The 15,438-nt window shown below is 68.5% G+C and carries 13 protein-coding genes; 4 read left to right on the top strand and 9 right to left on the bottom strand.

Annotated elements, in window-relative coordinates; all coding sequences use genetic code 11:
- Positions 1-2: 2 nt before the first annotated feature.
- Positions 3-623, bottom strand: coding sequence for a TenA family protein (locus K3G64_RS08810; protein WP_238949188.1), 621 nt, complete (start codon positions 621-623; stop codon positions 3-5).
- Positions 624-815: 192 nt separating this feature from the next.
- Between K3G64_RS08810 and K3G64_RS08815 the strand changes: the two genes are divergently transcribed.
- Complete coding sequence (locus tag K3G64_RS08815) at positions 816-1,283, top strand: hypothetical protein (protein ID WP_238949190.1); 468 nt, start codon at positions 816-818, stop codon at positions 1,281-1,283.
- Between the two features lie 4 nt (positions 1,284-1,287).
- Here the strand turns inward: K3G64_RS08815 and K3G64_RS08820 are convergent, their stop codons facing one another.
- The 3 genes from K3G64_RS08820 to K3G64_RS08830 all read right to left on the bottom strand — a co-directional run bounded on the left by K3G64_RS08820 (position 1,288) and on the right by K3G64_RS08830 (position 4,146).
- Positions 1,288-2,442 (bottom strand): RNA polymerase sigma factor, encoded by a 1,155-nt coding sequence (locus tag K3G64_RS08820; RefSeq protein ID WP_238950528.1) that lies wholly within the window; start codon positions 2,440-2,442, stop codon positions 1,288-1,290.
- An 11-nt stretch (positions 2,443-2,453) separates the two neighbouring features.
- Entirely contained in the window at positions 2,454-2,861 is a 408-nt protein-coding gene (locus tag K3G64_RS08825; protein WP_238949191.1) for a YciI family protein, read from the bottom strand.
- A 94-nt stretch (positions 2,862-2,955) separates the two neighbouring features.
- On the bottom strand, positions 2,956-4,146 hold the full coding sequence (locus K3G64_RS08830; RefSeq protein WP_238949192.1) for an NAD(P)/FAD-dependent oxidoreductase: 1,191 nt from the start codon (positions 4,144-4,146) through the stop codon (positions 2,956-2,958).
- A gap of 98 nt (positions 4,147-4,244) precedes the next feature.
- On the opposite strand from K3G64_RS08830, the gene K3G64_RS08835 reads away from it, so the two are divergent.
- Both K3G64_RS08835 and K3G64_RS08840 read left to right on the top strand, forming a co-directional pair.
- The gene (locus tag K3G64_RS08835) at positions 4,245-5,018 is read left to right on the top strand and encodes an enoyl-CoA hydratase/isomerase family protein (protein WP_238949193.1); all 774 of its coding nucleotides are present in this window, start codon (positions 4,245-4,247) and stop codon (positions 5,016-5,018) included.
- Between the two features lie 344 nt (positions 5,019-5,362).
- Complete coding sequence (locus tag K3G64_RS08840) at positions 5,363-7,531, top strand: beta-glucosidase family protein (protein WP_238950529.1); 2,169 nt, start codon at positions 5,363-5,365, stop codon at positions 7,529-7,531.
- 13 nt (positions 7,532-7,544) lie between these two features.
- Here K3G64_RS08840 and K3G64_RS08845 read toward each other — a convergent pair whose 3' ends face one another.
- From K3G64_RS08845 to K3G64_RS08865, 5 genes are all read right to left on the bottom strand, one after another.
- Positions 7,545-8,918, bottom strand: coding sequence for an MFS transporter (locus K3G64_RS08845; protein ID WP_238949194.1), 1,374 nt, complete (start codon positions 8,916-8,918; stop codon positions 7,545-7,547).
- A 220-nt stretch (positions 8,919-9,138) separates the two neighbouring features.
- Positions 9,139-10,731 carry a threonine/serine ThrE exporter family protein gene (locus K3G64_RS08850; RefSeq protein WP_238949195.1) on the bottom strand — a complete coding sequence of 531 codons (1,593 nt, stop codon included), beginning with the start codon at positions 10,729-10,731 and terminating at the stop codon, positions 9,139-9,141.
- A gap of 46 nt (positions 10,732-10,777) precedes the next feature.
- Positions 10,778-11,608, bottom strand: a complete 831-nt coding sequence (locus tag K3G64_RS08855) for an LLM class F420-dependent oxidoreductase (protein WP_238949196.1) — start codon at positions 11,606-11,608, stop codon at positions 10,778-10,780.
- Between the two features lie 58 nt (positions 11,609-11,666).
- The gene (locus tag K3G64_RS08860; protein ID WP_238949197.1) at positions 11,667-12,512 is read right to left on the bottom strand and encodes an SDR family NAD(P)-dependent oxidoreductase; all 846 of its coding nucleotides are present in this window, start codon (positions 12,510-12,512) and stop codon (positions 11,667-11,669) included.
- Positions 12,509-14,044, bottom strand: a complete 1,536-nt coding sequence (locus K3G64_RS08865) for a flavin-containing monooxygenase (RefSeq protein ID WP_370647128.1) — start codon at positions 14,042-14,044, stop codon at positions 12,509-12,511. Before K3G64_RS08865 ends, K3G64_RS08860 begins: the two co-directional genes overlap by 4 nt.
- Before the next feature lie 111 nt (positions 14,045-14,155).
- Here K3G64_RS08865 and K3G64_RS08870 point away from each other — a divergent pair, with 111 nt between their 5' ends.
- Positions 14,156-15,403: an oxygenase MpaB family protein gene (locus K3G64_RS08870; RefSeq protein WP_238949203.1), complete on the top strand. Its 1,248-nt coding sequence runs from the start codon at positions 14,156-14,158 to the stop codon at positions 15,401-15,403.
- Positions 15,404-15,438: the final 35 nt, after the last annotated feature.

The following is a 15,438-nucleotide window of genomic DNA, read 5'->3' on the forward strand; positions in this document are numbered from 1 at the left end:
GATCACCCGCCGCGGGCCCACGACGCTTCGAAGAAGTCGAGTTCGAGCTGCATCGCTCGTCGGTAGGCCGTTCGGGTCGCCGCGGTGTCGTCAGCCTGCTCGTCGAGTAGGCGCTCGAGTGTGGCCGCCGTCGACTCGAACTCCGGGTCGGCGTAGGTCTGCACCCACTGCGCGTAGGGGCCCGCTCGCGAAGCGTCCAACGACGCGCCGAGCCACGCGTACAACCTCATGCACGGCGCCATCGCCGCGTAGAGGACGCCGAGCGCACGGGTGCTGGCGGTCGCGAGCAGGAACTCGGTGTAGGCCAGGGTGGCGGGCAACGGTTCGACGCCGGCCATGTCGATGTCCCAGGAGGCTGCGTACGACGCGTGCAGTCCCAGTTCCTGGCGTACCCCGGTGAGAAGGTCGGCCAGCGCAAGCAGGGTCGACGTGTCCGGGCTGCGCGAGAGCGCCAACGCGTAGGCGCGCGCGAACGATTCGAGGAAGAACGCGTCCTGGGCGACGTAGCCTGCGAAAAACTCCCGCGGCAGGGAGCCGTCCCCGATCCCCTGTACGAACGGGTGTGCCAGCACGGCGGCGGCGATGTCGGCGCTGCTCGACCACAGTTCGGCAGCCAGGGTCACGGCCGGTACCTTCCCTCCAGCATTACGTCCTTTCTAACAGCGGTGCCACTTCGGCTCCGGGGACGCCCAAACGCGAAGTTTCTTCATTGTTATTCAGGTTTGTCTCAGCTGTCACATGGGTAACTTCAGTAACAGTGGTGGTAGTGGCCACCACGTCTGCACAGCACAGAAAGAGCCGAATGGAAATTTGCTATGAACACAGTCCTCTACTTCAGCCCCAGCGGCGCCATCTATGAGACCCGCGCCTACACCAAGGCCGACATCGCCCAACTCGTCAACGACCACGGACTGCAGAGCCTGACCAGTTCGGACCACCAGTTCGACTTCTGGTTCGCCCCGTCCACCCAACGCTGTCAGCAGCGGACCAATGCGGCCGCCACCGAGATGCTGCTGGCGACGACGAACTTCTCGGCCCGAACCGTGCCCCTGCTGCGCGGCTGCGTGGTCGTGGCCACCCACGATGCCGACGGTGACCTCGACGGCCTGAGCTGGCAGCAGCTCGACCTGCTGGTGCACCGCAGCCGCGCGCTGAGCAAGCGCGACCAGCGGTTGCTCACCCGCCGGATCACGCGCGACGACCGTCGTCGGCAACGCCATGTCGACGCCGCCCGGGTCGGCAGCGTTCCCGCCGCCCGATCACGCACGCCCGCGGTGCACTGAGTCTTCAGTCCCCCTCGCCGACGAGCCGCTCACGCAGGATTGCGGCCCGCAGCGTCAGGTGGTTGCGCTCGGCCAGATTCTGGGCCTGTTCGGCGGCTTCCGCATAAAGCGCTGCCGCTCGGCCGATCTCACCGACCTTCTCGTGCAGATAGGCCGCACAAGCGGTGTACCGCGGTAGTCGCGGATCGAGCTCGGCGAGCGCGGCGATGCCCGCCCGAGGTCCGTCGGCCTCCCCGACGGCGACCGCGCGGTTGAGCCGCGCCACCGGACTGTCGCTGATCCGGACCAGTTCGTCGTACCACTCGACGATCTGCACCCAGTCGGTCTCCTCGGCGCTCTGCGCATCGGCGTGCAGTGCGGCGATGGCGGCCTGCGCCTGATACTCGCCGAGCCGGTCGCGCGCGAGCGCGACCTGCAGGATCGCCACTCCCTCGGCGATGAGATCGGTCCGCCACAGGCTGCGGTCCTGCTCGGCGAGCGGCACCAGACGGCCGTCGCCGCAGGTACGGGCCGGGCGCCTGGCGTGGTGCAGCAGGAACAGCGCCAGCAGCCCGGCGACCTCGGGGTCGTCGGTGCTCGCGAACAGCTGGCGCGCGAGCCGGATCGCCTCGGCCGCGAGGTCGACCTCGCCGCTGTATCCCTCGTTGAAGACGAGGTAGAGCACCCGCAGAACCGTGCGCAGGTCACCCGATCGGTCCAGCCGCACTCCGCTGACGGTGCGCTTGGCGCGGCTGATGCGCTGGGCCATCGTCGCTTCGGGAACCAGGTAAGCCTGCGCGATCTGACGGGTGGTCAGGCCGCCGACCGCCCGCAGCGTCAACGCGACGGCCGACGACGGACTCAGGCTCGGGTGCGCGCAGAGGAAGTAGAGCGCCAGCGTGTCGTCCGCGGCGGCCGCCGGCACGCGACGAAGCTCGTCGGCCACCCGCAGCTCGCGCTCCCGCCGTGCGGATTCGGATCGTGCGTAGTCGAGGAAACGCCGCCATGCGGTGGTGATCAGCCAGCCCTTCGGATCGTCGGGCGGGTTCGTCGGCCATGTCTCGAGGGCCCGGATCAGCGCGTCCTGCACCGCATCCTCGGCGGTGGCGAAGTCGGCCCCACGATGGACGAGCACGGCGATCACGCCCGGGATCAGATCGCGAAGCCGTGCCTCGTCCATCGCACCGGTCGTCACTCGTGGAAGGAATCCGACGTGGACATCAGGGCCCGCACTTCGAGCCACTCGTGGATCGGCTTGCCGCCTGCGCCGGGGGCCGCAGACAACTCACCCGCGAGTTCGAGGGCACGCTCGTAGGAATTTACGTCGACGATCATGAAGCCGGCGACCACGTCCTTGGTCTCGGCGAACGGGCCGTCGGTCACCGGTGGTCTGCCCGCGCCGTCGTATCGCACCCACGCGCCCTCCGGCACGAGGGCGTGGCTGGCGACGAATTCGCCACTGTCCTTCAGGCGGTCGGCGAAATCCTCCATGTACCGGATGTGCGCGTCGATCTCGGCAGGTGTCCATTGGTCCATCGGCACGTCGTTGACCGCAGCCGGCGCACCCCGGTAGTGCTTGAGGAACAGGTACTTCGCCATCGATGTCTCCCTCCAGGATCGCGACCCTAGTCGGTCGCTCACCCCTGGGACGGAGCCGAGACGGCGTTCTCGACAGCTTGCCCGCAACCTGCTTTCAGACCCGCCCGTTGAGGATCAGATGCCAGTACGTCTGCGGCAGGACGTAGCGGTCGAAAGCCCACGCCGTGCGACGGGGCTTGGTCGAGTCGACGAAGGACGGCAGCGACGACGCGAGGGCGCCGGTCCGGTCGAACTCGCCTGCGATCAGGCGATGGCTGTCGGTGGTGATCGGGGCGACGGTGTAACCGTCGTAGGCGCTGAGCAGTCGGCCGCTGCGGGCTGCCAGCAGGTTGTCCACCAGCACCGCGACCTGTCGTCGCAGCGCACCCCCTGACGGATCGGTGTCCACGGCGGCACCGTCTCCGGCGGCCCACACGTTGCCGTGGTCCTTGTGGCGCAGCGTGTTCGGATCGATGTCCACGAGCGCGTGCGGATGCTCACCGGTCAGTCCCGATGCCTTCAGCCAGTGCGGCCCGCGAAACGGCGGCACCAGGTGCAGCAGGTCATAGGACAGCTGTTCCGTCTTGCCGTTGTCGACGGTGATCGTTTGGGCGTCGGGGGCCAGCGCGGTGACCCGTGTGCCGTGCAGGACCCGTACACCCAGCTCCCGCAGGCTCGTTGCCAGCCTGTCGTCGAGGTCGGGCACCCCGAGGAACCGTGGGCGGTCGATCACCAGCGTGATGTCGGGCCGGAGCCCGCTTCGCCGCCAATGGCCGGCGGCCAGGAACACCGGTTTGATCGTGGTCCCGGTGCAACTGACCGGCGCCCGCGGGACGGTGAACACCGCTCGGCCGCGTGGCGGCATCGCCTGGACGAGCCGCCAGGTCTTTTCGGCGTGGTCGAGGTAGTTGCTCGCGACGGCGGCGGTGCGCAGGGCGGCGTCGATCCCGGGCAGTTCCTCGGTGTCGGGCACCAGCCCGGTCGCCAGGACGAGGTCGCGGTAGCCGAACCGGTCGCCCGACGCGCACTCCACGGTGGCGCCTGCCGGGTCGACCGCCACGGCCGAGTCCCGCAGCCAGGTGCACCCGCTCGGCATCACCGATCGCTGGGTCCGTTCCGCGTTGTTCAGGCTCGCCTCTCCGCCGCCCACATACGACAGCAACGGGCGGTAGGTGTGCACGAGTTGCGGCTCGATCACCGCGACGTCGGTGACGCCCTTGCGGAGCAGTCTGGCCGCCGCACTGACGCCGGCATTGCCGCCACCGATGACGAGGACGTCGAAACTGCGGTCGGGGCCGGGACTCATTCCTGACCTCTACCCCGGTCCGGTACGCCGGAACCGCGGCCGAGTCTTACGAGTCGATGTCACCGGGTCCGACTCCGGGCCGTCGCTATGGTGCAGCCATGAGCCTGGTCACTTACGAACTGGACGATCACATCGCCACCATCACGCTCAACCGGCCGGAAGCGCGCAACGCGATCAACGGAGCGCTTCGCGGTGATCTGAATGCCGCCTGGGAGCGGTTCCGCGACGACGAGGACGCCTGGGTCGCAATCCTGACGGCGAACGGCGACGTGTTCTGCGCGGGCGGCGACCTCAAGGACGGCGAGGGTTCGGTGGGCACGTTCGGCGGCACGTTCTGGGAGAAGCCGACGATCAACTCCTTCGAGAGCGGGATGGAGCTGTTCAAACCGACGATCGCGGCCGTGCACGGCCCGTGCATGGGGTACGGGCTGACCGGAGTCCTGTTCTGCGACTTCGTGTTCGCCTCCACCGACGCGACCTTCTCGTTTCCGGAGGTGTCGATCGGCGTGCCCACCATCGTCGGCGCGATCCGGTTGCCCGAACGCGTGCGGTGGGCCGATGCGATGGAACTGCTGCTCACCGGGAAGCCGATCACCGCGCAGCGCGCCAAGGAGACCGGGCTGGTGTGGAAGTTGGTCGAGCCGTCCGAGTTGCAGGCCGAAGCCCGGGCATGGGCGCGAACGCTGACCGAGGCTGCGCCACTGGCCCAGCGCGCCACCAAGGAAGTCGCCTGGCGAACCGCCACCATGGGCTGGATCGAATCCGTCCGCTTCGGCGAGACGATGCGCAAGGTCGCCGGGGCGACCCAGGACGTCGCCGAGGGCATCGCGGCCTGGCGCGAGAAGCGCAGGCCGTCCTGGCGCGGCCGCTGACAGGATTACGCCCGCGACCCGACGGGTACCAGACCAGCGCCGCCGTTACGAACGCAACTTGATCTGTCACGGCGCTGAAAGCCAGGCCCCAGATGGAAGGCATGTGATGACCACTCCAGAGCCGACGAACGAGATCGAGGAGGTGCTGACGACGCCGGCCACTCCCGGCGCCGAGGCACTGCCCACCGAAGCCGACGAGGACGACGGCACCCAGTAGAGCGCCTTCGCTACGCTGGCCTCGACGCCGACTTCTCGAGGCAACCGTGGCCACCACACCGGACATACCACCCGACATCTCCGAGCTGAGCCTCGCGGACAAGGCCGCGCTGGGCAGCGGCGCAGACATGTGGTGGACCAAAGCCGTCGGGCCGGTGGGCGCGGTCAGCCTGGTCGACGGCCCGCACGGAGTGCGTATGCCGACCGCGGCCTCGACGGGCAGCCTCGACCTTTCCGCGACGGCGCAGGCTACCTGCTTCCCGCCGGCCGTCGCGCTGGCGCAGACCTGGGACCCCGATCTCGTCGAGCAGGTCGGAGCAGCCCTCGGCGGCGAATGCCTGGCCCACGGGGTCAACGTCCTGCTGGGCCCGGGCATGAACATCAAGCGGGATCCCCGCTGCGGCAGGAACTTCGAGTACTTCTCCGAAGACCCGCTGCTGACCGGAGTACTGGCCGCGGCGTGGGTGCGGGGCCTGCAGAGCACCGGCGTCGGCGCATGTCCCAAACACTTCGCCGCCAACAACGCCGAAACCGACCGCATGCGCGTCAGTTCCGACGTCGACATGCGCACGCTTCGCGAGATCTACCTGCGCGCATTCCAACACGTCGTCGAGCAGGCCGAGCCCTGGCTGATGATGTGCTCCTACAACCGCATCAACGGCGTGTACGCCGCGGAGAACCACTGGCTGCTCACCGAAGTCCTGCGCCAGGAGTGGGGATTCGAGGGTGTCGTGGTCAGCGACTGGGGTGCGGTCCGCGACCGCGCCGCCGCTTTGGCGGCAGGTGTGGACCTGGCGATGCCGGGAGCAGGCGGGGCGAGCGACTCCGACATCGTGGCCGCAGTGGTGTCGGGAGCCCTCGCACAGTCAGCCGTCGACGGGGCCGCCCGCCGCGTGGCCGAACTATCAGCGAAGGCGACCCGGCAGCGTCGCTGCGCGCTGGACGCCGCACAGCACCACGCGTTCGCTCGTGAAGTCGCCGGGCGGGCGATCGTCCTGCTGCAGAACGACGGTGGCCTGCTGCCGCTCGATGAGCATTCCACGCTCGCGGTCATCGGAGAACTCGCTCAGAATCCCGCGATCCAGGGCGGCGGAAGCTCCCATGTGAACCCCACCCGCGTAGACCGGCCCGTCGACGAGCTCCGCCGGCTACTCGGTGCCCGGCAGGTCACGTTCGCGCCGGGATACGCCTCCGATGCAACGGATTCCACAGTGCTGCACGAGACGGCGACGCGTGCCGCGGCGGCGGCCGACACCGCCGTGGTGTTTCTGGGTCTGCCGCCCAGCGCGGAGTCCGAGGGGTGGGACCGCGACCACATCGACCTGCCGGCGCATCAACTCGAGCTGCTACGCGCGGTCGTCGAGGCCCAGCCCAGAACCGTGGCCGTGCTGTCCCACGGTGGCGCGGTTGGATCCGGCGTGGTCGCCGAGATGGCTCCGGCCGTGCTCGACGCCGCACTGCTCGGTCAGGGCGGCGGCGGCGCGATCGCTGACGTCCTGCTCGGCCGCGTGAACCCGTCCGGTCGCTTGGCCGAGACCGTACCGAACCGGCTCTGCGACGCGCCCTCGTACCTGACTTTCCCCGGCGAGGCCGGCCACACCCTGTACGGCGAACGCGTCTTCGTCGGCTACCGCGGTTACGACGCCGCCGAGCGTGACGTGGCTTTCCCGTTCGGACATGGGCTGTCCTACACGGGGTTCCACTACTCCGATCCGAGCGTTGAACCGCAAGCTGACCAGATCGCGGTGCAGACGCGCATCACCAACACCGGAGCCCTGCCGGGCCGCGAAGTCGTCCAGGTCTACGCCGGGCTGCCGAGCTCGGCGGTGTCCCGCCCGCCGCGGTGGCTGGTGGGATTCACCACCGTTGCACTTGCGGGCGGCGAGCACGCCGACTGTGAGATCCACTTCCCGACAGCGCAATTGGCCTACTGGCACACCGGCGCCGACCGGTGGGTCGTCGAAGGCGGCGACTACTCGATTTGGGTCGGCGCGTCCAGTCGCGACCTTCGTCTGCAGGTGACCGTGCACCTGGACGGTGACGAGGTGCGCGCGCCGTTGACGCTGGAATCGACGTTCGCGGAGGTTCTTTCGCACCCCGAGGCCGGTCGTTCTCTGCTGTCGGCGTTCGCCGGCATGATGGGCGACGCGCCGGCCGCGGATGCGATCGGCGTCGATTTGCTGCGTCTGATGGCGCAGATCCCGATCGAGCGCGCGGTCGCGTTCACCGGCGGCGCGATCAGACGGGAGGACTTGCGCGCGCTGCTGCGTTCAGCAGGGGAATCCGCCCAGCCGTAGCGGGCGCGACAGGTCAGGCCACCTTCTCGTAGGCCACCGGCGGCGGGGCGTTCTCGGTGCCGGGAGTGACGGTGCCGCCGATCGGACACCGCGCCGTCTCGGGCACCTTCAGCAACGCGATCGCGCCGATCACGCAGGCGCCCATCATGTAGAACGCCGGGAACAGGTCGTTGCCCGTGCTCGTGGTGAGCCACTCGTTGACCGCCGGCGCCGTGCCGCCGAACAGCGACGTCGACACGTTGTAGGCGATCGCGAACCCGGCGTAGCGCACCTGGGTGGGGAACATCGCCGGGAACGTCGCCGAGATGGTCGCCAGCTGCGGCACGTAGAGCAGACCCAGGATTGCGAAACCGATCACAGCGCCCGCCATGTTGGTCCCCATCAGCAGGAACGCCGGCACGCCCGCAACGAAAAGACCGATGAGCGAGAACCACCACAGCGGCTTCCTGCCCACCCGGTCGGACAGCAGTCCGGCGAACGGAACGAAGAACATCATCGACAGCATCCCGATGATCGGCACCAGTAGCGACTGGTCGGCCGACAGGCCGATCTGGGTTTCCAGATAGGTCGGCATGTAGCTGAGCAGCGTGTAGTTCACCACATTCAGCGCGACGACCATGCCGCCGAGTTGCAGGATGGGACGCCAATACCGGCTGACGAGGTCACGGAACTCGCGGGTGATCCCCTCTTCCGTCGCGCCCTCCTGCTCGAGCTCGCGGAAGATCGGGGTGTCGTCGAGCCGGGTGCGCAGGTAGATGCCGACCAGCCCGAGCGGCGCGGCGACGAGGAACGGCAATCGCCAGCCCCACGCCTGCATCTGCTCGTCGCCGAGGACCAGCGAGCAGCCGAGCATGAGCAGCGCACCGGCGGAGAAGCCGGCCAGGGTGCCGAATTCGAGGAAGCTGCCCATCAGGCCGCGGCGCCGGTTCGGCGCGTACTCGGCCATGAATGTCGCCGCACCGCCGTACTCACCGCCGGTGGAGAAGCCCTGGATCATCCGCAGCAGAACCAGCAGGAACGGCGCCCACATTCCGATGGCGTCGTAAGTCGGGACCAGCCCGACGCAGAACGTCGCTGCCGCCATCAGCAGGATCGTGATCGCCAGCACCTGTTTGCGACCGAGTCGGTCGCCGAGTGGCCCCCAGACGAACCCGCCGAGCGGTCTCACCAGGAACGAGACGGCGAATGTCATCAACGCCAGAAGCGTTGCGCTGCCGGCGTCGCCGGGGAAGATGGCTGTGGAGATGTAGGTTACGCCGTAGGCGTAGATGCCGTAGTCGAACCATTCGGTCGCGTTCCCGATCGCCGAAGCCGCGATCGCCTTCCTCAATACTCCTGGCGGCGATTCCTTCTCGACGGTCGTGGTTCGAGAGTCGTCCGGGTCCACGGGGTTCCCCTTGGTTGTCGTCGGCGCCGCGCCCCAGCCAGATGCGCACACGCCTGCGGATTCTGGGACATGCGTTGCCCGCTCGCCGTCGGTGAAACGCTGATATCCGAATCGTTATCACTTCGGGTCTCGAGCTGCTGCGGCATACCGCCCCGTCGGCGCGGTATCGCCTCCGTTGCGACTACGCAACTGTTGATCGATGCAAACACCGAGGTTGAACTTACCTCGCGTTGCCCTCTTCGCCGTAAGAACTCGGCGATTCGCCGTGCTCGTCGTGGTCGGCCCCGTCGGCTCGCGCCGGTTCAAGCGCGACACTCCAGGACCGTTGGTAGGCCGCACGCGGCGCACGCGGACCTTCGGCGGGGCGGAGTTGCACGACCCTGCCGATGGCACGGCGCAGACCCGGTGGCCCCTCGACCCGGAAGAAGTCCCCGATGCGGCCGGCTCGGTACCGCAGTGGCGAGCCGATCAGTTCACCCATGACGACGCCGGACCCGATCGCGAGCGCCGTGACGCCTGCGGCCATCGCCTGGGCCGCACCCTCGGCGAAGTTCTTGTCGACCGCGAAATAGAACACGGACCGGAAGACGGCCATGCCCGGCAGCATCGGCGTGATGCCCGCGGTCGCGGTCACCAGGGCCGGCGCCTGCCTGCGGATGGAGATCAGCGTCGCGAAGAGGCCGACCCCGACCGCGGCGGTCCCCGTCGCCACCAGGGGGCCGAAGCCGGCGAGACCGAACACGATCAGCACGGCTTCGGCCACCGCGGCCACCAACCCGGCAATCAGCACCGACCGCAGCCTGGCGTAGCTGGCGAGGGTCAGGCAGGCTCCGGCCAGTCCGGCGCCGAACACCGCGAGGGCGATGGTCACCGGCTGGTTCGGGATCACGAACAACTCGGTGGCGTCGACATGCAACGTGATCTCGATACCGGCGACCGCGGCGATCTGCAGTCCGGCCAGGATGCCGGCCACGATGCCCGCGGTGAGGAACAGCACATCGCCGAGGCGGGCGACAGCGGTGACCATGTATCCGGTCAGCGCGTCCTGCACCGAACCCACCAGGGTCATGCCCGCGAGCAGCATCACGATCCCGGTGGCGACCAGCGTCGTCGGACCCTGACCGGCGAACAGATACGCCGCCACCGCGACAAGGGTCGCGATCAACGCGCCCGCGGCCTGCAGGAAGAAGAACGGAGTGCCGACGCGATTGAGCAGCCGGCCGACCCGGTCGATCAGCACCGAGGAGAACGCGGCCAGAATGCACGTCAGCCAGTTGCCGCCGAGCAGCATCGCGATACCGAGCGCGAAGCCCGCCCATCCCGCGGTCGCGACCCAGCGGGGGTAGGGGTGCGGCCGTTCGCTCAGTTCGTCCATCCCGTCGTGGGCATCGTCGACCGAGACACCGCCGGAGGTGATGCGTCCGACCAGCTCGTCGAGCTCCGAGAGGCGCGAGTAGTCGGTCGACCGCGCCGCGACCGCGCGCACGATGGTGACCGGCGGACTGTCCACCGTGGGCAGCGCCGACACGAAAATGGTGGTGACGAAGACGTCGACGACGCAGTCGGTGAGCTGGTAGGCCTGTGCGACGTCCTGCGCGGTCGCGACGACGTCAGCAGTGCCCGAGCCCGACGAGAGCATGACCTCGGCGAGCCGGATCGTCAGGTCGAGCACCTTGCGGGTGTGCTGATCACCCAGTCCGGCCGAGGCCCGGCGGCGCTGGCCGGCGCCCGAAGCCGGGTCGCGCCGTCCCCGCAGCGCGACTTTCATTCCTCGGCGGCGGCGAGCCATGCCGCCGTTCTGATCGGCTTCCATCAACTGGCACGATACTGACGGGCCGGATCGTCGATCCGCGGCCGGCTCAGCCGCGGTACGCCGCGACCTTGGCGGCGTACTCGTCGAGCAGGCGCAGCGAGTCGTCGAGCGGTTTGGTCGGCAGCAGCAGGTTCAGCTGGCCATAGCCCAGGTCGTCGAGCGCACGCCAGTAGTCCGGGTCGATCGGCGTCCCGAACGTCGTCAACGGCACGTCGTGGCCCGCGCCTGAGCGCATCTGGTCGATGCGCTTGGCGAGCCGGTCGACCGGCAGCGGGTTGGAGATCCAGCCGGCGCCGTGCCGGATCACCCGCCTGACGGTGGCATCGGAGTCACCGCCGATCAGAATGGGCGGGTGCGGTTGCTGCACCGGCTTGGGACGTGAGTACGACGGGTCGAAGTCGACGTACTTGCCGTGGTATTCGGCGGGTTCCTGCGTCCACAGCGCCTTGACGGCCTCGATGCGTTCGTCCAGCAGCGCACCGCGGGTCTTCGGGTCGGTGCCGTGGTGGCGTAGTTCCTCGATGTTCCATCCGGCGCCGACACCGAAGGTGAACCGCCCGCCCGAGATCACGTCGATGCTGGCGGCCTCTTTCGCGGTGATGATCGGGTCACGCTGGATGAGCAGCGCGATACCGGTGATCAACTCGATGCTGGAGGTGACCGCCGCGGCCGCGGCGAGCGTCACGAAGGGGTCCAGTGTCCGGTAGTAGATCGCGGGCAGATCCCCGCCGAGCGGATAGGCCGATTCCCGGCTCGCCGGGATGTGGGTGTGCTCGGCGACGGCCAGCGCGTCGAAGCCGCGCTCTTCGACCGCACGTGCCAGCGACACCGTGTCGATGGTGTCGTCGTTGACGAAGGTGGAGATCCCGAAGTTCATGTGTGCCCCTCATTGCCGTCTCGGCGCTGCCAACACCCGTCGGCGGCGGGGTATTCCATCAACCGAATGTGCGTTTCTCCCACCAGAGCACCAGCCGCGCGTGTGCCCGCGGCAGTAGTCGGACCAGGACGTCGACACCTTTGGCGTCGGTGCCCACCAGCACCCGTGGGCGGTTGGCCGCGACACCGGCGAGGATGATCTCGGCGGCTCGCACGGGTGACATCTTGAGCAGCTTGTCGTTGTACGCCTCCGCCCGCCGGCGCTGCTCCTCGGTGATCTCCCGCCCCGCGCGCTCGGCCTCGGCCATCGCCGAGGTGGCGATGTTGGTGGCGATGCCACCGGGGTGCACGACGGTGACCCGCACCGGATGGCGCTCGGCCAGCATCTCGGCACGCAGCGATTCGGTGAATCCGCGAACCGCGAATTTCGTTGTGCAGTAAGCCGACATCGATGCCTGCGCCATCAGGCCGTTGAGGCTGGAGATGTTGACGACGTGCCCGTCTCCGGACGCGATGAGATGCGGCAGGAACTCCTTGGTGCCGTGGATGACACCCCACAGGTTGATGTCGACGATGCGCTCGTATGTCTCGTAGTCGCCCTCGGCCAATGGGACGGCACCGCCCGCGACGCCTGCGTTGTTGTAGAGCTGGTGGACGACGCCGTAGCGGTCGGCCACCGCGGCTGCATGGTCGCGAACCGCGGCGCGGTCACTGACGTCGAGCTTGTCGATGTGCGGTTCCTCGCCGACGGCGCTGACCCGCGCCGCCGTGCCACGCAGGCCTTCCTCGTCGACATCGGAGATTGCCAACCGGGCGCCACGCCGGGACAGCCCGATGGCCAGCGCCCGCCCGATGCCCGAGCCGGCACCGGTGACCACCGCAACCTTGCCGTCGAAGGTGCTCACGAGTGTTCCAGCGCTGCTTTGTGGTTCGACACCGTCTCGTAGGCGTCGATGTCGAAACGCCTGGTCTGCTTGCGGAACCGGAAGGTGAAGTCGGGCCACAGCGTGGTGTTGTTGCCGTGGTCGTCGAGATACCAACTGGCGCAGCCACCGGTCATCCACACCGATCCGGCGAGCTTGTCCTGCATATCGTCGTTGTAGACGTCCTGTGCATCCTGGCGGACGTCGATGCGGCTGAGGCCTCGGTTCACCATGGTGTCGACGGCGTCGACGATGTAGTTCAGCTGGGACTCGATCATGTAGACAATCGACGTGTGGCCGAGCCCGGTGTTCGGCCCGACGAGGACGAACATGTTCGGGTAGCCCGCGATCGTGGTGCCCTTGTAGGCGCGCATGCCCTTGTCGGTGAAGGTCTGGCTCAGGCTCCGCCCGTCGCTGCCGCAGATGGTCTCGAACATCGGGGAGTCGGTGACGTGGAACCCGGTCGCCACGACGATCGCGTCGACCTCCCGCACGGTGCCGTCCTTGGTGACGATGCTGCGGCCGACGATCTCGCGAATGCCGTCGGTGACGAGGTCGACGTGGTCGTGGTCCAGCGTCGGGTACCAGTCGTTGGCGATCAGCATGCGCTTGCATCCGATGCGGAAGTTGGGTGTCACCTTGCGCCGCAGTTCGGGATCGCGGATCTCGGCGCGGATCTTCGCGCGGGAGAGCAGTTCGAACAGCTTCATGAACCGGGGGTTCTTCGCCAGGCCGACGACCTGCACTTCGCGTGCGGCGTAGATGCCCGCCCGCGCCAACCGCAGCACTCCTGGGATGTTGCGGAACGCCCACCGCTCGGCGCGGGTGAAGGGGCGGTCGAAGCGGGGCAGCAGCCACGGCGCGGTGCGCTGGTAGACGTCGATGTGGGCGACGCTGTCGGCGATCGCCGGGACGATCTGGATGGCCGAGGCCCCGGTGCCGATGACCGCGACCCGTTTACCGGTGAGGTCCGCGTCGTGGTTCCACTGGGCGGAATGGAACAGTTCGCCCCCGAAGTCGTCGATGCCGGGGATGGCGGGCAGCGAAGGTTCGGCCAGGGCGCCGAACGCCCCGATCAGGATGTCGGCGGTCATCGTGCCGTGGCTGGTCGACAATTCCCAGCGATGGTGTTGCTCCTGCCAGGCGGCCCGTTTGACGTGACACCCGAAGACGTGCCGATCGAGGACGCCCGCGTCGCGGGCCACGCCGCGGATGTACTCCTCGATCTCGGATTGGGTCGAGAACGACCGGGTCCAATCGGGGTTCAGCGCAAACGAGTACGAGTACAGGTGGGACGGCACGTCGCACGCCGCGCCCGGGTAAGTGTTGTCGCGCCAAGTGCCTCCGACGTCGTCGCCGCGCTCAAGCACCAGGAAGTCGCGGTGCCCGGCCTCGTCAAGTCGCACTGCCGCGCCCAGGCCGGAGAAGCCGCTGCCGACGATGGCGATGTGGGTGTGGCTGGGCAGGCGCTGCGGCGGGATCGAGTCGTCCTCAGCCACGATGCCCCCTCGCATGCGCTCCAGTACCTACGGTTGCGTACGTGATCATGTAGTAACCGCTTGTGACGACGAATACACCCGCGACATAGGGTCCGTGAGAGAGGACCCGTGAGATAGGACAGAGCCATGCTCCGATCGCCCGGTGCGCCCACCGCATTCCGGTACCCGCAGGCGAGCGCCGGGCGCGCCCGGATGCAGCGCCGGATGAGGCGGGTGACGGGGATCGACCTGTTTCCCTCCGACGCCGTCGCGCGAGCCTTCATCGCCGGTCTCAATGTGGGCGATCCCGTCGCGGAGCGGTTCGTCGCCGAGACGTATCACGGTGAACTCGGTGCCCGCAGGGCGCGTGAGCTGGTCGAGAGGGCGCAGCGCGACGGCATCGACAGCGTGCCCGAAGCGCCGGATTCGATGCGGGCGTTGTTCAACGAGTTCGAGCAGCTGCCCGACTGGGTGGACCCGCAGCTCGTGGACGAGGGGGCCGCCGTCTGGCGGCGGTGGGCCTACGCACTCGGCGCGCTGGGCAATGCCGGCACCAATGACACCTACACCGAAGGTTGGCTGGCGGTGCCGCTGTCACTGTCGGGCGGCTATGCCGGACAGCGGGCCCTGCACCGCTACCTCGAGACGTCGCGCTGGTGGATCGAGGTGTGCCGCCCCGGCGCGCTCCTCACTCCGGGTTCGCCTGCCCGCACGATCTCCCTGCACGTACGGATCATGCACGTCAGCGTCCGCGACCGGGTCAGGCACCACCCGGAATGGGACGAGCAGCGCTGGGGTCTGCCGATCAGCCAGTCGGCGATGCTGTTGACCCTGCTCGGCGGCAGCGTCGCACCGGCGTTCGGCCTGTTCCTGCTCGGCCACCTCACCTCGCCGCGGGAGATGCGCGCGGTCCTGCACTTCAACCGCTACTGCGGCCACCTGGTCGGCGTGCGCTGCGACGGCTACTTCCCCGAGACCGTCGCCGACGCGTGGCGCATCCTGTTCATGGCCGATGCCGCCCGCAGCTACGACAGTGGTGACAGCGGTTCTGAACTCGTCGAGTCGTTCGTCCCGGCCTTCGCGCCGACCTCGGCGCATCGCGGTGTGCAGCGCCTGCGCGCCGAGTACCACTACTGCGTGCAGGCCGGCTATCTCGGGCTGTACATGCTGCCGTGGAACCGCCGTCGATACCGGCTGCCATCGGCGGTGCCCGGAATCCTATTGCTGCTGTTGCGATCTCCCGTCATCCTCGCGCTCGAGCTGGCGCGACGGGTGTCGCCGGGGGTGGACCGCCGATGGCAGCAGACGAACCTGCGGCGCTGGGAGCGCTGGCTGCAGTGGCAGTCGGCAGGCAAGGCGGCGGCGTTCGAGGCTGCCGTGCCGCTGCGACGGTGATGACGACGGTGGCGTCGACCGTGCCCGTACGCTCG

It is taken from the genome of Mycobacterium sp. IDR2000157661, assembly GCF_022317005.1.
In the GTDB taxonomy this organism is placed as follows: domain Bacteria; phylum Actinomycetota; class Actinomycetes; order Mycobacteriales; family Mycobacteriaceae; genus Mycobacterium.

Coding starts and splice junctions, on each gene's coding strand:
- K3G64_RS08840 (WP_238950529.1), top strand. CDS start 5,363: ATGTGGTGGACCAAAGCCGTCGGGCCGGTGGGCGCGGTCAGCCTGGTC.
- K3G64_RS08825 (WP_238949191.1), bottom strand. CDS start 2,861: ATGGCGAAGTACCTGTTCCTCAAGCACTACCGGGGTGCGCCGGCTGCG.
- K3G64_RS08870 (WP_238949203.1), top strand. CDS start 14,156: ATGCTCCGATCGCCCGGTGCGCCCACCGCATTCCGGTACCCGCAGGCG.
- K3G64_RS08830 (WP_238949192.1), bottom strand. CDS start 4,146: ATGAGTCCCGGCCCCGACCGCAGTTTCGACGTCCTCGTCATCGGTGGC.
- K3G64_RS08850 (WP_238949195.1), bottom strand. CDS start 10,731: ATGGAAGCCGATCAGAACGGCGGCATGGCTCGCCGCCGCCGAGGAATG.
- K3G64_RS08865 (WP_370647128.1), bottom strand. CDS start 14,044: ATGCGAGGGGGCATCGTGGCTGAGGACGACTCGATCCCGCCGCAGCGC.
- K3G64_RS08820 (WP_238950528.1), bottom strand. CDS start 2,442: ATGGACGAGGCACGGCTTCGCGATCTGATCCCGGGCGTGATCGCCGTG.
- K3G64_RS08835 (WP_238949193.1), top strand. CDS start 4,245: ATGAGCCTGGTCACTTACGAACTGGACGATCACATCGCCACCATCACG.
- K3G64_RS08815 (WP_238949190.1), top strand. CDS start 816: ATGAACACAGTCCTCTACTTCAGCCCCAGCGGCGCCATCTATGAGACC.
- K3G64_RS08855 (WP_238949196.1), bottom strand. CDS start 11,608: ATGAACTTCGGGATCTCCACCTTCGTCAACGACGACACCATCGACACG.